The sequence below is a fragment of the Trinickia fusca genome (assembly GCF_003628145.1).
Taxonomy (GTDB): Bacteria; Pseudomonadota; Gammaproteobacteria; order Burkholderiales; family Burkholderiaceae; genus Trinickia; species Trinickia fusca.
Genome location: NZ_RBZV01000012.1, coordinates 93,180 through 115,459, shown reverse-complemented (window position 1 = coordinate 115,459; position 22,280 = coordinate 93,180). Strand labels below are relative to the sequence as shown.

Below are 22,280 nucleotides of genomic sequence, written 5' to 3'. Positions count from 1 at the left end.
TGCTTGCTTAGCAAGCCATGGCCGTTTGAGCAGTTTGGGCGCTCGCTTCGTCACGCGCACCGCGGGAGAATGCCGGCATCACGTCGCGCGCAAAACGCTCCATCGAAGCCAGCACACGCTCGTGCGACAAGTCCCCAAACCAGAAGCTCGCGCTGAAGTAGTCGCAGCCGAGGCCATCGCGGATGCGTTCGAGCTGGCGGATACATTGGTCCGGCGTGCCGATCACGACATAGTCACGCAGCATTTGCTCGTCGCTGGGCTCGCCCGGAAACGGCTCGGCATGCACGATGCCGTCCTGCACTTGTGCGGCGTCGTAACGCAGCCGCACGGTCGCGCGCCCGTTCCAGCGTGCGGCGCGCAATGCGTCGCGCGCATCGGCCTCGTTCTCGGCGACATACACGGGGCGCTGCGTGCCGACGAGCAAGCCAGGATCGGCTGCGGCAAACAGATCGGGATGCGCGGCGCGCACGTTCGTCAGACGCGAGATCGGTTCGAGCACGCCCGTGAACAAATGCATGCCAGCCTGCGTGGCTTGCGCCACCGACTCGCGCCGGCCCGAATTGACGACGAGCCAGAACGGCGCACGCCGCTGAATGGGCTGCGGATAGAGGCGCGTGGGCGCGATGTCGAAGCGCTCGCCCTGATACGAGAACGTGGGCGTGTGCAGCGCGCGCTGCAAGATTTCGATCGACTCGATGTAACGCGTCTCGTCCTCGCCCTTGGTCATGCCGAAGCGGTCGTACTGATACTGCTGATAGCCTTTGCCGAGCCCCACCTCGACACGTCCTCGGCTCAAAACATCAAGTGTTGCCAATTCCTCGGCGACGATCAACGGATGATGTAGCGGAATCGGAACGATCGCCGGTCCAAGACGGATACGGCGCGTCTTGGCCGCGATGTGCGACAGCAGCACGAGCGGACGTGACGTATAGGCGTAGTTCGTGAAGTGATGCTCGGCGAGCCACAGCTTCGTGAGACCGATGTGCTCGGCCATTTGGGCGACGTCGACCGCCCGTGAGTAGATCTCGTGCGCAGGCGCCGCATCGGGCGACTGCATCGTCATGAAGGTGCCAAATTGCATGGGGGCTCCGGAAAGGTGTCAGGCGACGCAGCTCATTTCGAGCGCGGCGGTTTCGTGCTGGTGGGTATCGACTTCGCGTGGTGAGCCTACGCGCGCATCGTTTTGTGCGATCGCTGGCTGCTCGGCAGCTGGTTTGCGCGTGAGCGCGAACATCAGCACATCGTCGGCTTCGAGGCCGCGGTTGGGTCTGGCATCCCAGTTCACGAGTCGCCCTTCGAGCTCGAAGCCAAGCTTTTGCATGACCGGAGCCGATTTGGCGTTGGGCGAACAACACGCGTAGATGCGATGCACGCTCGGTTGAGCGATCATCCAGTCGATCAGTTTGCGTAGTGCAACGATCCCGGCGCGGCGGCGCCGATGCGTGTTGCGCATGCTGATCGCGGCGCCGAGTTCGAGCCGCGGCAGATTCGGGCGCACTTCGATGATCGCGCTCAGGTATCCCGTTTCCTTGTCTTCGAGCGCCCACGTGTAGCAGCTGTGTTGCTCCCAGCCATGCAGCATCTTGCGGATCAGCGCGCGCGCTTCATCGACCGATTCGAGCGTCTTGATCGGCAGCCATTCGGTGACGGCCGGGTCGCCGAACAGCGCGTAGTAGAGCTGCGGCGCGTCGGCCTCGGCGAACGGACGCAGCAGCAGATGCTCGGTTTCGATGAAGCGCGGCGGGTTGAACGATTCCATTGTCGACCTCGTTCGGTAGGGAAGAGGCCGCGCGCGCAGCGTCGGCGCATGGCCGCGCCGCACGCGCGGAGTGAGAGGAGTCAGCGCGCGAGCGTCTCGGACGGCGCTTCGTGAAACAGCTTGCGGTAGCCGTTCACGAGCGTCGAGCGATGCTGCACGCCCCACTTGTTCGCGACTTCGAGCACGCTCGTCGCGCAACCGTCTTCGCGCGTGAGTTCGTCGTGGATCCGCTCCATGCGCTGGCGTCGGATCAACTGGCTCGGCGACAAGCCCAGGTACGTTTTGAACGCGGCCTGAATGGCACGTTCGGTCACGCCGATGTGGGCGGCGAGCTCGCGCACGGACAAATCGCGCTGATCGAGGTTTTCCATCAGGTAGCGGTAGGCGCGTCGATATTTGCCGGGCAGACGTGCGCTGACGTCGTCGGACTTCGGTTGGCGCGTCGCGTTCAGCGACTCCGCGGCCACGGGCGTCATCGACTGGTTGTCGGTGCGCACATGTCGGATCGAGGCCAGCGCATAGCGGCCGTACAACTGCGCGAACTCCTGGATGCGTCCTTGGTGCTGACGTACCTTGGCGAGGCAGTAGACGTATTCGAGGTACCAGCGCTCATGCCACGGCTGCTGGCCCGGCACGACGCGGCATTGGTTGAGCATGGCCTCGGCCGTGTTCGGGGCCGACGCGGCCAGCGCGGCCACGGCCACTTCGAGGCACAGCGCGCGATGATAGGTGGTGAGTCCGGTGCGCTGCGCCCAATGCAGATGGGCATCGAGCGTTTCGACGTGATGACGACCGCCCGTCGCGAACACACGCAATTGCTCGACATAGGCGAGGCGCTGGGCGAGCAGCGGCATCTGCGCAGCGAGCTGCGAAGCGGGTGTGTCGACCGTGTTCTGCTGCGGCACAAAGTCGCATTCGGCCGAGCGCCAGTAGATGTGATCGTGCAACTCGTCGGCGCTGCGTACTTGCTGTTGAATGAGCAGGTCGCGATGCAATGCCGTCGCGAGCTCGCTCCAGCGCGGGTCTTGTGCCGATGCGGCGAGTTCTGCGAGCGCGCTCAAGCGTGCCCCCACCGATGTCAGGCTGCCGAGCTGATGCAGCACGAGCACTTCGCCGACGAGGCTTTCCATGCGCTGCTCGCAAGTGGCGTCCGATTCGCTGCCGACGCGTGCGAAGCACGTGAGCGCCGTGCTCAGGCGGTTCTGGAAGAACGCTTGCCAGCCGGCATTGCGGCACGACACGATACGCAGTGCTTCGCGTGAATGACGCACCAGCCGTTGTGCCTTGCGATACGTTTCCTCGGCTTCGACGTAGCGGCCCAGCACGAGCTGCGCGTCGCCGTAAGCGAGCATGGGCAGGTAGTCGCTATCGCGACCCACGCCGTCGGGGTCGGACCAGGCCGCCGCTGCGGAACAGGCTTCGTTCAGTTGTCCTGCGAGGATCTTGCGCGTATAGGCAGGAAATTGGGGCTCGGCAGACAGTGCGGAGGCGACGGCGAAATAGATGCTCGAAAACATGGCACGCTCCATTGAGAATCGTTGGCTTGCAATCGGTCGACACGTCGGTGTCTTGGATTGAATGTTCTCAACAGCGGCCTGCGGCTTCGACGAATTGTGATGGTTTGTTACGTTGCGACGCTTGTTTACAAAAACGCATAAAAAAATACACCGTGGCATGCGCGTTGTGCATGCGACATGCCACGGCATACCGAATACGGCATTAGTTGATCTTTTCCGACATCTTCTTGACGTCGCCGGCCATATCCTTTTGCTGTTGCAGGACAGCCGTGAACATGGACTGATTGATTGCATTCGCGGCCATCTTGGCCTGGAACATCATTCCCACCGCCTGGTTGTGATCCATCATGCCTTGTGCGGCCGCCATCGCATGCATGCCGCTATTCGCAGCGCCGCCCAGATTCGCCATCATGCGCGGCGTGAAGCCGCTTTCCTGTCCGATGCCGTGCATCGGCGACCCGCCATTGATGCCGCCGAAGTGGGAGGAGTTTTGCTGTGACGATTGTGGACCTGACGAGCCGTGGTGCTCAGGCAGTCCGAGGGACATGTCGTGGTGGCCTACGCCGCCTACGCCATTGTTATTGATTGGATCGGGCATGATGTTTTCCTCGAGGTAAGTAGTCGGTACGGCGTACCGGCACGTTACGGAACCGTTGCGCCCGCAACTTCCGCGTAGGCCGAGTTGTAGCCCGACTCGTCGAGGATGGGGACGCGCGCTTGCGAAGCTCAGGCGTCCAAAGCGAAGGAAGGCAGCAGATTCACCGCTTTTATTATTTCGCAAACGTTTCGTCGGCTCCCCGTCGGGGCATTGGAAAAATCTATCGCCTCGATGGAAAAACGAATTAAGCTCGCTTGCTTCACTAGGCTTATTTGAAACATTATGCCTGCATTAAATTGATGCTAGTGAAAACCCTAATACGCGAGCTATACTTCGCTGCCGTTAAGCGGGGTCTAAGTGAGGTATAAGCAGGGTCTGATTGTCTTAGCATCTCTTGCGGCACGGCTTTGTAAAGAAATGTCGGCCGCTCCCATGCGTCAGAGTGCAGTAAGTTTGCAGTCGAATAATTCGCCGCACGCAGGCATGGGATTCGTGGCTTTGTAAATCTTTGTCAAACATCGTGCGAGCCGCCCTTTCGAGCGGCTTTAATGCGCTTAACGCTTGACCGACCCTTGGAGCATCTCATGCAGTTCCATACGGTTATAGGTGGCACGCAGCGCATCGCGCGACGAGATGGCGTTGCGCGTGACCAGCGAAGCCAGGTGCTCGTTGAGCGAGCGCGACATGTTGTCCTCTTTGCGGCGGATGAAGTCGCCGACGAAGTGCAGCTTGTTCGGGTCGACGAGCAGCTTGCTCACTTGCTGGTTGTTGTTGAACAGCAGTTCGCTTGCGAGTACGAACTGTTCGCCGTCTTCGGCTGGCACGAGGCTTTGGCAGATCACGCCGATCAGCGAGTTCGCGAGCGAAACGGCGTGACGTTCACGCTCGGCCGAGGGGAAGAACGACAGCAGGCGCGTAAGCGTGCTGATCGCGCTGCTCGTGTGCAGCGTGGCAAAGACGAGGTGGCCGGATTCGCCGGCTTGCAGCACGGTTTCGGCGGTTTCGAGGTCGCGTACTTCGCCGACCATGATGACGTCGGGCTTTTGTCGCAGCGCTTCGCGCAAGCCCGAGGAAAAGTTCGGGGTGTCGGTCGGCACTTCGCGCTGCGAGACGATCGATTGACGGCTGTCGAGGTGATACTCGATGGGCTCCTCGATCGTGATGATGTGGGAGTTGCGTGTGCGGTTGATGTGATCGAGCAGCGAGGAGATCGTCGTCGTTTTGCCCGAGCCGGTCGGGCCGGTGACGAGCACGATGCCCTTGGTCGCTTCGAGCATCGTCTTCACGTACGCAGGCAGGCCAAGCTTGTCGAGCTGCAGCGGTTCGAGCGGCAGACGGCGCATCGAGATCACCGTCTTGCGTCCGCCCGAGCTGCGGTACACGTTGCAGCGCAGCCGGCAGCGCGTCAGCACGAACGGACGATCGAGTGCGCCGTGCGCAAGGTGGGTGCGCCAGTCGCTGTCGATTGCGTCGAGCATCGGCTGCATCTCGTCGAACAGAACGGGGCCGTCGCCGGTTTCGGTCCAGCCGCGCGGCGTCTTGATCATGATCGGGCGGTCTTGCTCGATATGAATGTCGGTAAAGGTTTGGCGCAGGTCGACCAGATCGAGTATCTCGCGCGTCAGGTCGCGCATGGTGCCGAAGTCGGTAGTCATGGAAGTGCGGTGGTTGTCGTGGTGAACGAAGGGCGCTAGCGCGGGGCGCCACAGGCGAGCCTGATCGGAATCGGATCGCCGCAGCGGTTTTCCGCGAGCTTATGAAGTAACGCAGTCAAAGTAAAGCAGGCGAAAAAACAATCAATACAGCCGGAAGATTCCGGGCTCGCGCTGGAAGAGCCTGGGCAGAACCGGTAGTGAGCAAGCCGTCTCGTGGGGGGACGGCTGCGATGTGCGCGAGTGGGTTGCGCGAATCGTCGGGCGCGGTATGGCTCGGGCTTGCTGCCGCCTTCTGTAGACGTCGACGGCAAGGACTAGAACATGCGTAAGCTGACAGTGTGCTGTGCCGCGCTGGTGGGTGTCTTGTGCGGCATCGCTGATGAAGCGGCGGCAAGGCCTAAAGCCGCGGGTGCGGAGCCCGGGCAGGTCGAGGTAGCGGGCGACACGCGCGTGGTTCCGCGCGTGGGTGAGGGCGGACACGGCGTGCCGCTGCGGCATGCGATCGAGCAGATCGTGCCGCCCGAGTACAGCATCAACTTGCCCAATGCGGGCGCGTGGGCCGACGTGCCCGTCACGTGGCATGGCCATGTGCCGTTCGTGGCCGCGTTGCGCGAAGCGTTGTCGGCAACGCCCGATTTGTCGGCTGACGTCGATCTGAAGTTGCGTCTCGTGACGGTTCGCACGAGCGCACGAGCGATGGCCGATGATGGCGCGTTTGCGATGAAGCACGTCTGGGGCGCGCCGGGGGCAACGACTGCATCCTATTCAGGTAATGCGCCGAGCGCTGTTGCGACAGCGGCTCCGATCGCGTCGCCCGTCGCCGCCGCACCGGCCGTGATGCGTGCTGCTGCGCAACCGCCGCAGGTTGTGGCGGCTGCACCGCTTGCCGCGCCGATCGCGCCTGCCGTCGCGCCTATTGCAGCACCAATCGCAGCGCCAATCGCAGCGCCAATCGCTGCGAACGTCGCACCGCACAGCGCGACGAACTCAACGTTGACGTCGACGACGAACGTTGCACCGCCTAGCGGCATTCCGCCGAAGATCACCGACGGCGCGGCCGTGCCTGCTGTCGCGCCCGCGCCGGCAGCGCCCGCTGCTGCTGCGTCGACCACGACGGCGACGCCACCGGCTCCGCCCGTTGCGGCGTCGTCTTCTGTGCGCACGACCAGCACGCGGCAGATCGCTCAGCCGACCCGGGCCCCGGATGTCGAAGTCGATCCGCCTGTCTCTTCGACTTCTACAGCCGCTGCCGCTCCGCCGGCACCCTCAGCACCCCCAGCGCCGCCGCCCGAGCCCGTGCGCACGTGGCAGCTCGCGGTCGCCGACCACACCGTCAAGAACGCGCTCACGCGTTGGGCCAAGGATGGCGGCTGGCAACTCATCTGGGACGTGCCGATCGATTTCGGCGTCGATGCGGACGCCACCATCACCGGCACCTTCGAAGAAGCGTTGCAGTCGGTCGTGCGTGCGCTCGAGAAATCGGACACGCCGATTCAAGCGGTGCTCTACAAGGGCAACAAAGTTCTTCGGATCGTCGCGAAGGGAGCAGCATGATGCGCAAAGATCGTTTGACCCGCGTTTGCGCGGGCGTGATGGCATTCGTGACGGTGTTCACGACGGGCTGTAGCGGCTTGAGCGACAAGATCACGCGCTCGGCCAACCAGGAGGCCGAGAACGGCCATGCGCTCGTCTCCGACAGCGAGCATGGTCACATCGCCGTGCATGCCATCGACGACGTGGTCGTCAACAACGGCATCTGGCTGTCGGGCCGCACGGTGAAGCTCTCGGCCGATGCCTCATTGCCGCCGCTGTTTGCCGAGCCGGCGACATTCGATCGTTCGGTCTCCTCGCTGCAGGAGTTCGCCGAACGCATCACGCGTCTCACGCAGATGCCGACGAAGGTCGCCCCCGATGCAAGCGCGGCCGCGCAGCGCACGCTCGATGGCTTCTCGGGTGGCGATACGCACTCGGGCGGCAGCACGATCGGCAGTTCGGCCGTCGTCAAGCCGCCGCTGCCGCCCACGCGTGGCGGCTCGCCATCGAGCGGCGGCGTAGCGATGCCCCTGCATATCGTCTACAGCAACGGCACCCTGAAAGGCTTGCTCGATTCGGCAAGCGCGCAATTCGGCGTGTACTGGAAGTACGCGAACGGCGTGGTCAACTTCTATTTCACCGACACGCGCACGTTCCAGGTCAGTGCGGTGCCCGGCGATTCGTCGCTGAAGGCCAACGTCGTCAGCGCGGCCAACAACGACAACGGCAATACGACCGCGGGCGGCTCGGGCAGCTCGGTCGGCTCCAGTGGCGGAGGGGGCGGCGGTTCGAGCGGCACGGGCGTGTCGTCGGACAACACGTCGACGACGCAGGTGAACTCGCAACTGTCGATCTTCGGCAGCCTCGAGGCCGCGATCAAGGCGATGCTGTCGCCGTACGGCAATGTCGTGGCTTCGCCGGCGACGGGCTCGATCTCCGTGACCGATACGCCTGATGCGCTCGAACGCGTTGGGCGCTTCATGGAAGAGCAGAACCGCGTGATGTCGCGCCAGGTCATGATCAACGTCACGGTGCTGACGGTGACGCTTTCCGACGAGGACACCTACGGCATCAACTGGAATGCCGTCTATCAAGCATTGGGGACGAGCTTCCAGCTCTCCAATACGTTCGCGGCCGCGGTGACCGGCGCTCCGACCTTCTCGGGAACCGTCATCACGCCGAACAGCCGGGCGAGCGGCACGCGGGCGATCATCGCGGCGCTCTCGGAACAAGGCAAGGTACACCGGAAGACGTCGGCTTCGGTCACGACGCTCAATAACCAGCCGGTGCCGGTGCAAGTCGCGACGCAACAAGGCTATCTCGCGTCGATCTCGACGACGAACACGGCGAACGTGGGCTCCTCCACGTCGCTGACGCCGGGGACGGTCACGACGGGCTTCAACATGACGCTGCTGCCGCACATGCTCGACGACGGCACCGTGCTGCTGCAGTTCTACACGAACCTCTCGGCACTCGATGACTTGAAGACAGTGTCGAGCGGTACCGGTCCCAATGCGCTCCAAATCCAGACGCCGGAAATCGACACGCGCAACTTCCTGCAGCGCGTCGCGATGAAGTCGGGCGAGACGCTGGTGATCAGCGGCTATGAAGGCACGAGCGACAACCTGACCGAGCAAGGCGTCGGCAAGGCGGAGAACTATGCGCTCGGCGGTGGTTTCCAAGGCAAGCGCTCGCGCGAGGTCATCGTGATCCTGATCACGCCGATCGCGCGCACGGCGACGGGCGCATGAACGGTACGGCACGTTCCGACGAGATCTCGACCATGTCGAACTCCATCGTTCAAATCGGCCGTCAACGCTTCGTCAGCGGACTGTTCTGGCAGTCGCTGTCGCGTCGCCGCGAGTTGCGCAAAGAGGCGCTCGAGCTCGCGCAGAAGCTGAACTTCGACCTGCTGATCGTGCGCATCGAGCGCGACGTGGCCGAAGCCGGCTTCGCGAGCTCGCGCGACGGCGTGCAGCCGGGGCTCCTTTCGCTCGGCGCGATGGTGAGCCAGGCGATCGCCAAGCAAGGTGCGCAGTACGACGGGCGTCAACAGCCGGCGCCGAACTGGCTCGGCGCGTTCAAGCTGCCCGACGGTCGCTGGGCCTACTTCGCGGTGCGCGACAACCTGTTCCTGCCGAACGGCGATTGTCTCGGGTCGCGCGAGGAAATCTTCGATCGCCTGATCGCCGATTACGGCCTCGGCGGCTGGAACGTCGTGATCGGCGACGCCGAGCTCGAGAGCCTGGGCTTTCACAACTTCTATCAGCGTGGTCTCGATGACCTGCTTCCGCAGCGCAACGGCAAGGCGCGCGTGCAACGTTGGTGGGCGCTGCAATCGGCGCGGCGCAACGTCGCCATGCCGCTGGCCGTGTGTGCCGTGGCGGCCGTGCTGGTGACGGGGGGCGCGTTCGGCTACATGAAGTATCGCGAGCACCAGCGTGAGGTGGAGTTCGAACGCATGGTCGCGGTGATGCGGCAACGTGCTGCGGCCAACGGTCAAGGCGCCGGCGGTGCGGGTGGGCCCGCGATCGTGCATCCCTGGGTGACGCAGCCGACGCCGGCCGCATTCCTACGCGCCTGTGTACGCGCGTTCGGCGAAATGTCCCCGGGCGGCTGGCAGCTTGACGAATACTCGTGCTCGCCGGCGAATGCGAGCTACGTGTGGTCGCGCAACGGTTCGACGGTCGGCTATCTGCTGGCCGACCTGCCCGGTGCGCAGATCGACGGCAGTGGTGACCGCGCCGTGTTGACGGTGCCGCTTGCACTGCCTGGCGCCGGTGAGGAGCGGCTCGAAACGGAGCGAAACATGCGGCTGCGTTTGCTCAATGCGTTTCAGCCACTCGGCATCGCATTGAAGCTCGACGTCGTGCAGCAACGCGAAGATTCGTCGCTCAAGCACACGCTCGAGCAGTCGCTGCCGGGTGGGCAAGAGGTGCATCCGAAAGCGCCCGATTGGCGTACGTGGCATGTCGCCGCCGATCTCGGCGGCCTCACGCCGACGCTCGTCGAGACGCTGTTCGATCAACCAGGAATCAGGCTCGACAAGGTGTCGTATCGCGACGGCAACTGGTCGGTGGAAGGAGAGATCTATGCGAAATAACCCGATGCATCGCTTGCCTCATTTTGTCGTCGCGCTCGCCGTCGCTTCTGCGTGGACGCTCGCCAACGCAGCCACTCAACCTGGCCAGGCGCAACCGGCCAAACCGACCGCGGTCACCGCGGCCAAGGTGCCGGGCAATGCGTCCGGCAATGCAGCTGAGCCGGCGCCGGCCGCGCAAGCCGATGCGTTGCCGCCGTCGCCCGAGGCCGCGGCGACCGTGGCGGCGCTCACGCGTCTCGAAGGCGAAACCGTCGTGCTCAAGGCCGAGCTCAAGAAGCTCGAGACACAGACGCAGATCGCGCAGCGCGCGGCCGAACTGAGCCGCCTCAACGGCGGCGCAGGCCCCGAGGACGTGCGCGTGGTCGCTGTCGAAGGCATCGGCGCGAAGCTGTACGCGACGCTAGTGAGCCGCAACGAAGGCCAGTACGAAGTGAAGGCCGGCGACACGCTGCCGAACGGCATGAAGATCCTTTCCATCAAGTCCAACGCCGTCTACGCGCAATCGCGCAGCGGCGCGAAGGTGCAGCTGCCGATGCTCGCCACGTGGAGCGATGCATCGTCTTTCTCGGGCTCGACCGGCGGCGATGTGGCCGGCGTGCCTCCCTTGCCGTCGATGTCCTTGCCGAGGAACTGACCATGCGCATGCTGCTTGCCAAAGGCGGCCCGACCGGCCCCGTCCCGCTTCACCCGGCTAGAACCGGTATCGAATCGTCGCGCGGCTCACTAGCGGCGAAGCATGGCGACATGCGGCCCGTTGCCGAGCCCGTCGACCTGGCGAACACGAAGACCGTCAGCGAGAGCGGCGAGCTGGCCGCGAGCGAGGAGGAGCGCAAGTTCCTGTGCCTGCTCGACGATGGGCGGCTCTTGATTGCCGAAGGGCAGGAGATGAACCCGTTCGTGCTGTCGTATCGCGCGCGGCTCGATCGCTTGCGTCATGCGCATTGGCCGACGCCGGTCGGCCTCGACGTGGTGAGCCGTGCCTATCGCGAGCGTCGCCGCGCGGGAGCAGAACTGATCGATCACACGGCCATGCAGGTGGTGGCCAAGGAGCTCATCGCGCAAGCGTGTCGCGAACGCGCCTCGGATATCCACATTCGTGTGCATCGCTTCAACACCGAGATTTTCTTTCGCGTGCACAACGAATTGCAGCGCGTGCGCGAGCAGACCCGTGAGCACGGCGAGCGTCTGCTTGCGACGCTGTATGCGGCCATGGCCACTGTGTCCGACAACACGTATAAGCCCACCGAACGCCAGGACGCGGCGATCGGTGATCGCGACAAGCTGCCGGACCAATTGTTCGGCGTGCGTATCGCGACGGCGCCGACGAGCGACGGCAGCGTGATGGTGCTGCGCCTGCTCTATAACGACGCGGGCGACGCCACCGATCTGGAGCGGCTCGGCTTTACGAGCGCGCAAGCCGAAACGCTCGACTTCCTGAAAGCGCAGCCGATCGGGATGAACATCATCAGCGGACCGACGGGCTCGGGTAAATCGACCACGCTGCAACGCGTGCTCGCGAGCGAGATCAAGGATACCGACGGCACGATCCATGTGATCACGGTCGAAGACCCCGTCGAATACCCGATTGCCGGTGCCGTGCAGACGCCCGTCATCAATGCGCTCGGCGAAGAGGCGCGTTCGGTCGTGTTCGCCGAAGCGATCGCGAACGCGATGCGGCTCGACCCCGACACGATCATGATCGGCGAGATCCGCGACCGTGCTTCGGCGCAAAGCGCGCTGCGCGCCTCGATGACGGGCCACCAGGTGTGGACGACGTTGCACGCGAACAGCGCCATTGCGATCGTCGACCGTCTGATCGATCTGGGCCTCCCGCTGCGCATGGTGACCGACGAATCGGTCATCACGGGCCTCATCAGCCAGCGTCTGGTCAAAGTGCTGTGCCCGCATTGCAAGGTGCGCTTTGCCGATCACGCGCTCGAGCTCGACGCGGCGCTCGTGGGGCGCGTCAAGCGCGTGGCGGGGGCGCGCATCGGCGACGTCTGCCTCGCGGGCGACGGTTGCGACCATTGCCGCGGTCACGGCACGATCGGCCGGACGGTCGTGGCCGAGGTGATTCGCACCGACGCGCACTTTTTCGCACTGCTGCGCGACGGCGACAAGGCCGGTGCGATTACATACTGGTTGCGTCATCTCGACGGACAGACCGTCGTCGATCATGCGGTCAAAAAAGTCATCGAGGGCGTCGTCGATCCGCGGATGGCCGAGCGTGTCGTCGGCCACCTGACCCAGCAGGAAGAGTACAGCGGCTTCGGGGCGAACGTGATCGGAGTCGACTATGGCGCGGCTTGATCTAGTTCATTGGCCTGCCTCGCTGCCCGATTTGAACCGGGCCTGGGCCAAGCTGCATCTCAACGCGAACGAGCGGCTGCGCCTGTATCGCAAGATCAGCAAGATGCTGTCGAACGGGCTGCCGCTGCTGAAGGTGCTCGAAGAGCTCGAGATGCGCGCGTCGCATAACGGGCGCAAGCCGAAGGAGCCGCTCGCGATCGTGCTCGGCGATTGGCGCCATGCGGTGCAGAACGGCGGCATGCTGGCAGAAGGCATGGTGGGATGGGTGCCCGAATCGGAGCAGATGATCATCCTGGCCGGCGAGCAGTCGGGCCGCATCGAGGCGGCGCTGCTGTCGGTGGCCGGCGTGGTGTTGTCGAGCCGCAAAATCCGCAGATCGATCGTCGGCGGCGTTGCATATCCGTCGATGGTGCTCGCGATGATCGTCTGCTACGTCTATCTGTTCGGCACGCGCGTGATTCCACGGTTCGCACAGTTCGCCGATCCCGAGCACTGGCAGGGGGCGGCACGTTCGCTGTATCTGCTGTCGGGCTTCGTCGAGCACTGGCTCTTGCCCTGCGTAGCCGTGTGCCTCGTGCTGATCGCGCTCGTGGCCTGGTCGATGCCGAACTGGAACGGCCGGCTGCGCACGTGGCTCGATCGCGTGCCGCCGTATTCGATCTATCGCCTCGTCGTGGGGAGTGGTTTCCTGATGGCGTTTGCCTCGCTGCAGGCGTCGGGCTTCACGGTCGAGAAGTCGCTGCTGCGGCTGGCGGCCAACGCGCGGCCGTGGCTGCGTCTACGCATCGACGACACGCTGTTCGGCGTGAAGTCGGGTCTCAACGCGGGCGAGGCGATGCGCAACGCCGGCTACCGGTTTCCGTCGCAGGAGATCGTCGACGATCTGTGCGTGTACTCGGAATACAACGGCTTTTCGGAAGCGCTGAAGACGATCGCCGACGAATGGCTCGAGGATGGCGTCGAAACGATTGCCACGCACATGCGCGTGCTCAACGGTTTCGCGATCGTGATGCTCGCGCTCGTCATCTGTTGGCTCATCACAGGCTTCTTCGGCATTCAGCAGGAAATCGCGGCAGTCACGCGCACGTTCAGGTAAACGCTGGTCATCAAACGCTGGAATTCAACGCTGGATCTATTCGTTAATTGGGGGACGAAATCATGAAAACTCGGCAACATCAACCGCTTCGCCGTTTGCAAAAGGGTGCTTCGCTGCTTGAGGGTATCGCTTATCTGGGTATCGCCGCGATCGTTGTGATCGGGGCGATTGCGCTGCTCAATAGTGCGTTCAGTAGCGCGAATTCGAATCAACTCAATTCGGAGCTGTCGGCCGAGCAGACGGCATCGCGCAAGCTGTTTATGACGACGCAAGGTAACTACGGTGGAGCCGATTTCACGACTGCGCTTGCGAGCGCGAAGGGCTTTCCGCAATCGTTGACCGTCGACACCAAGGGCGACGTGACTAACGCCTGGGGCGGCTCAGTGACTGTGGCCGGCAACGCTACCACGGCTGGCCAGTTCGCCATCACCTACACCGCCGTTCCGGAAGACGTCTGCATCAACTCGCTGACGTCGACGACGGAGGGCTGGCTGGGCGTTGCAGTCGGCGGTAACGCGGCTATTCAGCCGCCAATTACGCCTGTTCAGGCGAAGAAGGCGTGTGCCGCGACGAATACGATCATCTGGACGTCGAACTAAACGCGCAAACGCGGGGCCATTCGGCCCCGCATCCCCGGAGACTTTTCATGTACGTGTTCGCGATCTTCGCGGTGATGGCGATGCTGATCGCCGGCTACGAGACGTTCGGCGCTGAGCAGATGATGAGCGCCTATCGCGCCTCGACGCAGTCGCTCGCGCTGAACATGGCCGAGTACCGTCAGTCGGTCATCGACTACGTGCTCGCGCATCCGTCGTTTCAGGGCCGCGTGAGCGCGAACCAGCTGCCGAGCTCGGCGCACTATGCACCGAACGCGTTGTGGCAGAACTACGTACAGGGCAACACCGTCATCGTCTACCCGACCAGCCCCGTCTCGCCCGAGCTCGTCGTCGACATCGCACGCCTTGCGCAAGGCTCGGTGTTCGCGGGCAGCGCACAGAACGGCAACGAAGTGCCGCCCGGCAATCCGTCGGTGGCGATCCCGCTGCCTGCCGCCATCGCCGCATCGATCCCGAACGGGATGCCGGTGTGGCTCGCTCAAGTCTATCCGGGCTAAGGGAGAAACGCGTCCATGCATCGCTCGCGCTCCTTCGCCGCTCGTTCGCGTCAACGCGGCATCACACTCGTCGAAGCATTGGCGGCATTGTTCATCGCCGCGCTGATGTTCGCGGGCTTGTCGATGCTGATCAACACGTCGATGAAGAACCTCCGCGATCAGCAAGCCGCGCAGTACCAAGCACAGCTCGCGAACGCGGCCATGCAGCTAGTGCAGGCCAACTACGCGACGCTCGCCTCGCAGGCGGCCGCGACGGCAGCCCGGCCTGTCGTCGTGCCGTTGCGCGCCGCCGTCGGCGCAATCCAGCTTGCCAGCTATTTGCCGGCGAGCATTCAAGGCGCGAACGCTTATGGCCAATCGCCTTGCCTGCTTGTCACTGCACAGGCGACGGGCGGACTCGATGCGCTGCTCGTGACCGAAGGCGGGCAGACGATTCCCGATCTCGAGCTCGGCTACATCGCCGCGAACGCCGGGCAGGGCGGTGGCTCGATTCCGTCGAAGAACGGTGCCGGTGCGGCCAATGCGAACGGTGCGGCATACGGCGCGTACGGCGCGTGGATCAATGCCGCGCCCGATACATCGGGTGCGAATTGCAGTGGTCAGGCGACGGGCGTCGGCCATCTCGTCAGCGAGGTGTTCACGACGGGCCCCGGCAATCAGAACGCCGACTTCCTCTACCGCGTCCGCGTGCCCGGCTATGCCGATGCGAACACGATGCATGCGCCGATCTATTTGCACGATTCGGTCGCGCACGTCGAAGGATCGAGCGATGAGGACTGCAAGCCGGGTCTTCCGAACTCGGTAGGCAAGATTACGTCCGACGCGAATGGTCGTGTGCTCTCGTGCCAAAGCAGTGGCACGTGGCAGTTCGCGGGCTCGTCGTACTGGCGTGATCCCGTGGCTTCCTCCAGCAATCTTTCGTCGCTGAGCAATCCGCAGCAAGGCGACGTGGCGCTCGCGCTCGACACGGGCATACCCTGGGAATACACGGGCACGGCATGGCACTCGCTGATCCTCGACAACAACAACAACCTCGTCATCGGCGATTCGTTGCTCGTCGCAAGCCGGCTCGATCTGACGCAGCAAAACGTGATCGGCACGTCGTGCGCGGACGATTCGAAGGTAACCTCCGCGACCGGGAAGGTTTCGATGAATGCGGCCGGCGAAGTGCTGTCGTGTCAGAACGGCAAATGGGAGAACCAGTCGCAGATCAATCCGTACGGCAGTGACGCGGACTGCGTCATCATCATGGGCAATCCAGGCGCCCATGACTACGACAAATGCTCGTACCGATACTCGGGTCCCTACCCGAATGGCGACAACCCAAGCTACGACGCGGCTGCAGGCAACTACAGCTATAAGGTGACGCGCAAGGTCATGCTCGCGAAGCCCGGCATCATTTCGGTGGCCGCGTGGGCGCACATGTACGACGAGATCTGCCGCTCCGGCCAGAACAACTTCCACAACATGGGTCAAGTCGCGCTGTACGTGACGATCACGGACAACGACACCGGCCACGTCATCGGCAACAGTCAGTCGCAGTCGCCGACGATCACCGACGACTCGGCTGGCATCAACGAGAACGTCACCCAGGCCGCGCCGGCCAACCAGGGCGGCTACAACATCGTGATCCAGACGGACTGGGCCAACTACAACGGCTTGAAGACGCCCTACGAGACCAATTACTGCGGTCCAAAGGGCGACCTCATCCAAACCACGCCGGTCGCGGCCGGCTGGACGATCAACTCTTTCTATTAACCGCTCACCCGCGCTATTCGGAGTTACAGCCGTGCGTAACCATCGTCAAGACGAATCATTCCGCCGCCATCGATTGCGCTCGCCGTTCCATGCGCGCAGCGCGTGGCTCGCGGCGCTCGTCGTCGCGCTCATGTGCGCCGCGCCTGCGTCGTTCGCGACGGCGGTGCACTGGAAAACGAGCAGCATCGCGTACTCGGCCGAGGGCAAGGACGTCAAGGACGTGCTGCGCGATTTCGCCGCCAGCCAGGGCATTCCCGCCAACATCGGCGGCGAGGTGGCGGGTACCGTGAGCGGTCGCTTCAACATGCCGCCGCAGCGCTTTCTCGACACGCTGGCCTCGACGTTCGGCTTCGTCTGGTATTACGACGGCCAGGTGCTCGACATCGTGATGCCGGCCGAGATGAAGAACTCGCTGCTCAAGCTCGACAGCGCGTCGGCCGAACAACTGCGTCGCACGTTGACGCAGCTCGGCGTGGCCGACAACCGCTTCCCGCTGATCTACGACGATTCGCAGGGCGCCGTCATCGTGAATGGCCCGCCCAGCTACGTGCAGATGGTGACGAGCGTGGCCGATCGCATCGACAAGAACGCGTCGCGCCGTTCGGGCACCGAGATCCGCGTGTACCCGCTGCGTCACGCGTGGGCCGTGGATCGCACGGTCGACGTCGACGGCCAGCAGGTGACGCTCGCGGGCGTCGCCTCGCTGCTCAATAGCATGTATCACCCGCCTTCGCAGAGTATGGGGGGCGCCGCCAATGGTGCGGCTGCTGCTGCCGGTGTCATGAGGTCCAAGTCCATGAGCGATGTGGCCGGCTCGGCCTCAGGCGGCTACAACAGCAAGCCCGGCACGCCGCCGCTGCCACCGCTGCCGCAGGCCACCGGGCCGCTCGGCGGCTTGTCGGGCCAGCCGAGCCAGGGCATCGCGCAGGCTGCGAACAACGCGCCCGCACAAGACAACGATCAAGCGAGCGGCTCGAAGGACGACTCGCTGCCCGTCATTCAGGCGGACCCGCGCACGAACTCGGTGCTCGTACGCGATCTGCCCGATCGCATGTATCAGTACCCCGATCTGCTCGAGCGGCTCGATGTGAAGCCCCAGCTCATCGAGATCGAGGCGCACATTATCGAAGTCGACGACAACGCGCTGCAACAGCTCGGCGTCGACTGGACCGCGCACAACAGTCACGTCGACATCCAGACCGGCGGCGGCGTGCTCCCGCAGAACACCTATAACGGCACGCTCACGCAGACATTCGGCACGACGTCGCTGAACGGCACGCTGCAAACGCCGGTGCCCGTGTCGCCGACGGGCTTGTCGATGGCGGCCGTGCTCGGCGACGCGGGCCGCTACCTGATGACGCGCATCGACGCGCTCACACAGACGAACCGCGCCAAGATCGACTCCAGCCCGAAGGTCACGACGCTGAACAACCTGGAAGCGGTGATGGCGAACAAGACGCGCTTCTTCGTGCCGGTGTCGGGCTACACGTCGGCCGATTTGTATTCGGTGTCGACGGGCGTGTCGCTGCGTGTGCTGCCGATGATCGTGGAAGAGAACGGCTCGACGCAGATCAAGCTCGACGTGTCGATCGAAGACGGCGAGGTAACCGACCAGACCGTCGGTAATCTGCCCGTCATCACGAGCTCGGACATCAACACGTCGGCGTTCATCAAGCAAGGCCAGGCGCTGCTCGTGGCCGGCTATCGCGTCGACAATCGGAAAAACGGCGTGGCAGGCGTGCCGGGGCTGTCGAAGATCCCGGTGATCGGCAATCTGTTCAAGACGGCGAGCAACAACGACAGTCACATGGAACGCCTGTTCCTGTTGACGCCGCGCATCGTCGAACCTTGATCGCGCTCGCTAGCAAGCGCATCTCGCGAGGTACGCAAATGGAATCACTTCGATATGCTCACGCCCCGGCGCCGCACGACGCGCAGGTGAGCGTCGGCATCAAGCAGCTTCAGTCGATGCTCGATGCGCAGCCGTGGGGCACCGTCGCGCTTGCGCCCGACGGCCGCGTCGTCGCAGCGAGCGCGCGCGCCGTGGCGATGCTCGGGACACCGATTCCGGTCGGCACGGCGCTGGAACATGTGTTCGGCTTTTGCCTGCGCGATGGCGCCGAGCCGTACACGGCGCTCGAGCAGGGACGCGAAGTCGAGATCGACGGCACGTGGTGCTGGCTCAAGCTCACGCGTGTCGAGCACGATGAGCGCGACGCGAACTGCGTGGCCGCGTCGGTCGCCATCGTCGACATCACGCCGCTGCATCGCGCGCTCGACGAGCGCATCGCGTCGCTACGCTTTCTGTCGCACGACTTGCGCTCGCCGTTGAATTCGATCGTCGCGCTCACGCAGCTGCAGGAGATCGATGCGGCGACGTTTGCGCAGTGCGGCGGCATGAAGCAGATCGGCGAGCTCGCGCGCTACGCGCTGTCGCTTGGCGAGAACTTCTTGTTCTCATCGGTCGTCGGCAACCTGCAACGGCGCGACTTCTCGCGCTTCGATCTGCGCGCGACGCTGCGCGAACTCGTGCCTCAGCTCGAGGTGGCGGCCGTCTATCGCGGCGTGTCGCTGCGCTTGTGGCTGCCCGACGAGCGGCCCGTCTGGATCAACGGCTTGCGTCCGTTCGTGGCGCGTGCGTTGCAGAACCTCGTCGACAACGCGATTCAGGCGTCCGCGGCGGGCTCGACGGTCGCGATCTCGTTCAAGCAGGTCGATGCCGAAGTCGAGATCGGCGTGAAGGATGCGGCCGGCGGTCTGCCAGGCCTGCACCAGAAGGAGCGCATCGAGGACTTCGACGAACTTTCGCAGAAGACGTCCAAGGGCTTCGGGCTCGGCTTGAAGCTCGCGACGCGCATCGTATCGCTGCATGGCGGCACGCTGCACGCCGAGATCAACGAGGATGGCGGCACTACGTTCGTCATGCGCCTGCCGTGCCTTGCGCGGCAACGCTTGGCTGCGCAGGGCGAGGGACAGCTCGACACCGTGCGCGATTCGGTGCGCGCGTTTGCAGCAGGAGCATTGAAATGATGCAAGTGGCAGGAAAACCGGTTCGCGTGCTCGTCGTCGAGGACGATCCGGCGCAGCACGCGATGCTCGTCTCGTGGCTCAAAGCCGAGGGATACCAGGTGACCTCGTTTCATGACGGCCTCGAGGCGCGCAATCATCTGGCCGAACAATGGGCCGATCTGTTGCTGCTCGACTGGGACGTACCCGGCGTGACCGGCGAGCAGTTGCTGTCGTTCGTGCGCGGGCGCTCGCGCTCGTCGGTGCCCGTCATCTTTCAGACCGTGCATTCGTCGGAAGCCGACATTGCGAAGATCCTCGATACGGGTGCCGACGACTTTCTCGTCAAGCCGATCGACCGCAGCGTGCTGCTCGCGCGCATGCGTGCGGTGCTGCGGCGCGCGAGTGCATCGAACGTCGACGGCCGCAAGATGATCGTCGGCGAGTGCGTGCTCGATCGCGGCAAGCAGGCGCTCGTCGCGAACGGCGCCACGCACGCGCTCGGCACGAAAGAGTTCGACATCCTGTGGCATCTCGCGACGCATGCGGGCACGGTCGTCCAGCGGCAGGATTTGCTCAGCGTCGTATGGGGCTGGGACGCAAACGTGCAAACGCGCTCGGTCGACATGTACGTGAGCCGCGTGCGCACGAACCTGAAGACGGCCGGCGTCGGCTGGACGATCCAATCGGTCTACGCGACCGGCTATCGCCTGAACCTCGGCAGCCCAACCGACGACGCTTCGTCTGCCGACTCGCCCTCGGCGATGCCGGCCGGTGAGTCGCCTTCCGCGCCGACCTGGAGCCCGTCGGCGGAGCCGACGCTCGAGTCGGTATGGGCCCGCAAATCTTCCTGATTTCCTGACAAAGTTTCCTGACAAAGCGCAAGCGATGAACGATCGATTCCTTTCCCGTGGCTGGCCGGCTTTGCTGCTTGTGGCGCTCGGTGTGGCGCAGCCGTCGCTGGCCGCGCCGATTCCTTGGCAGACCGAGCGCGTCGACTACGTTGCGACGAACGCGCCGCTGGCCGATGCGCTGGCGTCGCTGGCTGCGCAAGCGCATGTGACGATCGACGTCGCGCCCGATGTGCACGGCACCGTCAGTGGCCGGTTCAATCTGGCGCCGCAGCAGTTTCTCTCGACGATGGCCGCGAGCTATGGCGTGAGTTGGTACTACGACGGCATGGTGCTGCACGTTGCGCCGCAAGCCGATGCCCGTACGCTGGCGCTGCGGCTCAACTACGCGACGACAGATTCGCTGCTCGCGCAACTATCCAGCACGGGGGCGAGCGACACGCGCTTCGTGCCGCAGGTCGATCAAGCGACGCACACGGTCGTCGTGCATGGGCCGCCCGCGTACGTGGCGCGCGTCGATGCGACGGCGCGCGCGCTCGAGCGTGCGGCACGCGAGCGCGTGCGGACAGCGGTGCGCGTCGTGCAGTTGACCACTGCGCGTGTCACCGATCGTCACGAGACGGTGGGTGGTGTGCCATCGGTGATGCCGGGTGTGGTGACGCGTCTGCGCGAGCGTTTCGTTGCCAACTATGAGAAGCCGTTCGCCGACGGCATCGTGCCGCGCGAGTACGAAGCGCCGCTGCCATTGATCGAAGCCGACGTCGATCACAATGCTGTGCGTGTGCGCGATCGGCCCGAGCGGCTCGATGCCGATGCGCAGATGATCCGCGACTACGATACGAAGCCGCAGCTCGTGCGCGTTGCTGCGTATATCGCGGACGTGGAGCCCGACGCGCTCGCTTCGTTGCCGCTGCAATGGCGTACCGTGGCCGATGCTGCGCCCGATGCGTACGCGCTGCCGGGTACGCCGCCTGCGCCTCGCTTTGCGTACAGCGACGACGACGGTACGGCGCTTGCCGCGCAGCTGAAGGAGTTCGTGGCGGAAGGGCGCGCGAAGATGGAGCTCGAGCGGGATGCGACGACGGTCGATGGCACGACCGTCGAGCTGAATCGTCGCGAATCGGCCCTGGTCGCAGCCGCTAACGAGGGCGTGGGCGGTGCGGGCAGCGATGCGTCGTTGCTCGATGTGGCAGAAGGCGTGAAGCTCGTGGTGACGCCGACCGTCGACGGCACGCTCGATATGCCGCACGTGGCGCTCGATACGCAGTTCGCGCTTGGCGATGGGGCGGCGTCGCGCGTGCGTGTCGATGTGGCGTCGAAGCGGGCCGTGTTGATCGCGGCGGCGCCGGCGCATGGGGTAGCGCCGGAGGTCGATGGGAGTACGGGGAATGAGGTCAGCGATGCGTCGCCGCGGACGCGGGTGGTGTTGTTGATTCCGGTGGTGGGGGAGCAGTGACGGGGCGCGTCGCCTTGTCTGGAAAAGAAGATGACTGAGCTGAAAGAGCCTTCCGTCAAACGGCAAATGCGATCCAATAGCGCACTCGAGGCATTGATCGACAAGCATTCACTTGGTTCTGCCGGTTTCTGCGTGTTGATTGTATTGGCGCTCACAGGTGTGACTGGCGCACTTGATCGCCCGTTGCAACTATCGATGTGGTGCGCCAGTTTCGCGATACCACTGTTCTTGAGTGTCTACATCGCAACCGAAGACGTAGTGACACTGCGCAAGTCAAGGGGTAAGTATGCGGAGTTCGCGCTCAAGATCGCGGTTGGAGTTTGGATGGTCGCCGCGCTGCTGTTAGCTGCGTCGATTAGCGCTTTGGTCGCGCACCGGTCGATGACGTTAGGTGTGATCTTTTGGTTGGCCGTTATAGTGCCCTGGTGGCTTTCAGAATTGCTCCGCAAACTTTCGAGTAAGGACAAAGCAAGGCAGCTGAATTAGAGGTGTTGGAGCCGTGCGGCATGGTGGCCGCACGCTAA

Annotated in this window: 19 protein-coding genes; 14 read left to right on the top strand and 5 right to left on the bottom strand. The window is 64.0% G+C overall.

Going from position 1 to position 22,280, the window contains the following annotated elements; genetic code table 11:
• Nucleotides 1-7: 7 nt before the first annotated feature.
• The 5 genes from D7S89_RS22230 to D7S89_RS22210 form a co-directional block, all read right to left on the bottom strand.
• On the bottom strand, nucleotides 8-1,081 hold the full coding sequence (locus D7S89_RS22230) for an LLM class flavin-dependent oxidoreductase (protein ID WP_121281021.1): 1,074 nt from the start codon (nucleotides 1,079-1,081) through the stop codon (nucleotides 8-10).
• A gap of 18 nt (nucleotides 1,082-1,099) precedes the next feature.
• A complete protein-coding gene (locus D7S89_RS22225) occupies nucleotides 1,100-1,759 on the bottom strand; it encodes a GNAT family N-acetyltransferase (RefSeq protein WP_121281020.1) in 660 nt (219 codons plus the stop codon).
• A gap of 80 nt (nucleotides 1,760-1,839) precedes the next feature.
• Complete coding sequence (locus D7S89_RS22220; RefSeq protein ID WP_121281076.1) at nucleotides 1,840-3,276, bottom strand: helix-turn-helix transcriptional regulator; 1,437 nt, start codon at nucleotides 3,274-3,276, stop codon at nucleotides 1,840-1,842.
• A 202-nt stretch (nucleotides 3,277-3,478) separates the two neighbouring features.
• A complete protein-coding gene (locus D7S89_RS27255) occupies nucleotides 3,479-3,874 on the bottom strand; it encodes a hypothetical protein (protein ID WP_147426737.1) in 396 nt (131 codons plus the stop codon).
• Between the two features lie 554 nt (nucleotides 3,875-4,428).
• On the bottom strand, nucleotides 4,429-5,529 hold the full coding sequence (locus D7S89_RS22210) for a type IV pilus twitching motility protein PilT (protein ID WP_121281018.1): 1,101 nt from the start codon (nucleotides 5,527-5,529) through the stop codon (nucleotides 4,429-4,431).
• Nucleotides 5,530-5,850: 321 nt separating this feature from the next.
• On the opposite strand from D7S89_RS22210, the gene D7S89_RS22205 reads away from it, so the two are divergent.
• The 14 genes from D7S89_RS22205 (at nucleotide 5,851) to D7S89_RS22140 (ending at nucleotide 22,242) form a co-directional block, all read left to right on the top strand.
• A complete protein-coding gene (locus D7S89_RS22205; RefSeq protein ID WP_121281017.1) occupies nucleotides 5,851-7,083 on the top strand; it encodes a toxin co-regulated pilus biosynthesis Q family protein in 1,233 nt (410 codons plus the stop codon).
• Nucleotides 7,083-8,813 carry a PilN family type IVB pilus formation outer membrane protein gene (gene pilN, locus D7S89_RS22200; protein ID WP_425470882.1) on the top strand — a complete coding sequence of 577 codons (1,731 nt, stop codon included), beginning with the start codon at nucleotides 7,083-7,085 and terminating at the stop codon, nucleotides 8,811-8,813. Before D7S89_RS22205 ends, pilN begins: the two co-directional genes overlap by 1 nt.
• 32 nt (nucleotides 8,814-8,845) lie before the next feature.
• Nucleotides 8,846-10,165 carry a type 4b pilus protein PilO2 gene (gene pilO2 / locus D7S89_RS22195; RefSeq protein WP_121281074.1) on the top strand — a complete coding sequence of 440 codons (1,320 nt, stop codon included), beginning with the start codon at nucleotides 8,846-8,848 and terminating at the stop codon, nucleotides 10,163-10,165.
• Nucleotides 10,155-10,799, top strand: a complete 645-nt coding sequence (locus D7S89_RS22190; protein ID WP_147426736.1) for a type IV pilus biogenesis protein PilP — start codon at nucleotides 10,155-10,157, stop codon at nucleotides 10,797-10,799. The genes pilO2 and D7S89_RS22190 overlap by 11 nt, the downstream gene beginning before the upstream one ends.
• A gap of 110 nt (nucleotides 10,800-10,909) precedes the next feature.
• Complete coding sequence (locus tag D7S89_RS22185; protein ID WP_121281073.1) at nucleotides 10,910-12,475, top strand: GspE/PulE family protein; 1,566 nt, start codon at nucleotides 10,910-10,912, stop codon at nucleotides 12,473-12,475.
• The gene (locus D7S89_RS22180) at nucleotides 12,462-13,571 is read left to right on the top strand and encodes a type II secretion system F family protein (RefSeq protein ID WP_121281015.1); all 1,110 of its coding nucleotides are present in this window, start codon (nucleotides 12,462-12,464) and stop codon (nucleotides 13,569-13,571) included. Before D7S89_RS22185 ends, D7S89_RS22180 begins: the two co-directional genes overlap by 14 nt.
• 62 nt (nucleotides 13,572-13,633) lie before the next feature.
• Entirely contained in the window at nucleotides 13,634-14,170 is a 537-nt protein-coding gene (locus tag D7S89_RS22175; RefSeq protein WP_121281014.1) for a type 4 pilus major pilin, read from the top strand.
• 47 nt (nucleotides 14,171-14,217) lie between these two features.
• Complete coding sequence (pilM, locus tag D7S89_RS22170; RefSeq protein ID WP_121281013.1) at nucleotides 14,218-14,685, top strand: type IV pilus biogenesis protein PilM; 468 nt, start codon at nucleotides 14,218-14,220, stop codon at nucleotides 14,683-14,685.
• 15 nt (nucleotides 14,686-14,700) lie between these two features.
• Entirely contained in the window at nucleotides 14,701-16,443 is a 1,743-nt protein-coding gene (locus tag D7S89_RS22165) for a prepilin-type N-terminal cleavage/methylation domain-containing protein (protein ID WP_121281012.1), read from the top strand.
• A 130-nt stretch (nucleotides 16,444-16,573) separates the two neighbouring features.
• Nucleotides 16,574-18,295, top strand: a complete 1,722-nt coding sequence (sctC, locus tag D7S89_RS22160; protein ID WP_121281072.1) for a type III secretion system outer membrane ring subunit SctC — start codon at nucleotides 16,574-16,576, stop codon at nucleotides 18,293-18,295.
• 38 nt (nucleotides 18,296-18,333) lie between these two features.
• A complete protein-coding gene (locus tag D7S89_RS22155) occupies nucleotides 18,334-19,473 on the top strand; it encodes a sensor histidine kinase (protein WP_121281071.1) in 1,140 nt (379 codons plus the stop codon).
• Nucleotides 19,470-20,303, top strand: coding sequence for a response regulator transcription factor (locus D7S89_RS22150; RefSeq protein WP_121281011.1), 834 nt, complete (start codon nucleotides 19,470-19,472; stop codon nucleotides 20,301-20,303). The genes D7S89_RS22155 and D7S89_RS22150 overlap by 4 nt, the downstream gene beginning before the upstream one ends.
• Nucleotides 20,304-20,337: 34 nt before the next feature.
• A complete protein-coding gene (locus D7S89_RS22145; protein WP_147426735.1) occupies nucleotides 20,338-21,756 on the top strand; it encodes a secretin N-terminal domain-containing protein in 1,419 nt (472 codons plus the stop codon).
• 30 nt (nucleotides 21,757-21,786) lie between these two features.
• Nucleotides 21,787-22,242: a hypothetical protein gene (locus D7S89_RS22140; RefSeq protein WP_245983145.1), complete on the top strand. Its 456-nt coding sequence runs from the start codon at nucleotides 21,787-21,789 to the stop codon at nucleotides 22,240-22,242.
• Nucleotides 22,243-22,280: the final 38 nt, after the last annotated feature.

What these genes read in the sequence shown, in the direction of transcription:
- pilM (WP_121281013.1), top strand. Translation starts at nt 14,218, where the DNA reads ATGTACGTGTTCGCGATCTTCGCGGTGATGGCGATGCTGATCGCCGGC.
- D7S89_RS22220 (WP_121281076.1), bottom strand. Translation starts at nt 3,276, where the DNA reads ATGTTTTCGAGCATCTATTTCGCCGTCGCCTCCGCACTGTCTGCCGAG.
- D7S89_RS22145 (WP_147426735.1), top strand. Translation starts at nt 20,338, where the DNA reads ATGAACGATCGATTCCTTTCCCGTGGCTGGCCGGCTTTGCTGCTTGTG.
- D7S89_RS22165 (WP_121281012.1), top strand. Translation starts at nt 14,701, where the DNA reads ATGCATCGCTCGCGCTCCTTCGCCGCTCGTTCGCGTCAACGCGGCATC.
- pilO2 (WP_121281074.1), top strand. Translation starts at nt 8,846, where the DNA reads ATGTCGAACTCCATCGTTCAAATCGGCCGTCAACGCTTCGTCAGCGGA.
- D7S89_RS22150 (WP_121281011.1), top strand. Translation starts at nt 19,470, where the DNA reads ATGATGCAAGTGGCAGGAAAACCGGTTCGCGTGCTCGTCGTCGAGGAC.
- D7S89_RS22155 (WP_121281071.1), top strand. Translation starts at nt 18,334, where the DNA reads ATGGAATCACTTCGATATGCTCACGCCCCGGCGCCGCACGACGCGCAG.
- D7S89_RS22185 (WP_121281073.1), top strand. Translation starts at nt 10,910, where the DNA reads ATGCGGCCCGTTGCCGAGCCCGTCGACCTGGCGAACACGAAGACCGTC.
- sctC (WP_121281072.1), top strand. Translation starts at nt 16,574, where the DNA reads ATGTGCGCCGCGCCTGCGTCGTTCGCGACGGCGGTGCACTGGAAAACG.
- D7S89_RS22140 (WP_245983145.1), top strand. Translation starts at nt 21,787, where the DNA reads ATGACTGAGCTGAAAGAGCCTTCCGTCAAACGGCAAATGCGATCCAAT.
- D7S89_RS22175 (WP_121281014.1), top strand. Translation starts at nt 13,634, where the DNA reads ATGAAAACTCGGCAACATCAACCGCTTCGCCGTTTGCAAAAGGGTGCT.
- D7S89_RS27255 (WP_147426737.1), bottom strand. Translation starts at nt 3,874, where the DNA reads ATGCCCGATCCAATCAATAACAATGGCGTAGGCGGCGTAGGCCACCAC.
- D7S89_RS22230 (WP_121281021.1), bottom strand. Translation starts at nt 1,081, where the DNA reads ATGCAATTTGGCACCTTCATGACGATGCAGTCGCCCGATGCGGCGCCT.
- D7S89_RS22210 (WP_121281018.1), bottom strand. Translation starts at nt 5,529, where the DNA reads ATGACTACCGACTTCGGCACCATGCGCGACCTGACGCGCGAGATACTC.
- D7S89_RS22180 (WP_121281015.1), top strand. Translation starts at nt 12,462, where the DNA reads ATGGCGCGGCTTGATCTAGTTCATTGGCCTGCCTCGCTGCCCGATTTG.
- pilN (WP_425470882.1), top strand. Translation starts at nt 7,083, where the DNA reads ATGCGCAAAGATCGTTTGACCCGCGTTTGCGCGGGCGTGATGGCATTC.
- D7S89_RS22205 (WP_121281017.1), top strand. Translation starts at nt 5,851, where the DNA reads ATGCGTAAGCTGACAGTGTGCTGTGCCGCGCTGGTGGGTGTCTTGTGC.
- D7S89_RS22190 (WP_147426736.1), top strand. Translation starts at nt 10,155, where the DNA reads ATGCGAAATAACCCGATGCATCGCTTGCCTCATTTTGTCGTCGCGCTC.
- D7S89_RS22225 (WP_121281020.1), bottom strand. Translation starts at nt 1,759, where the DNA reads ATGGAATCGTTCAACCCGCCGCGCTTCATCGAAACCGAGCATCTGCTG.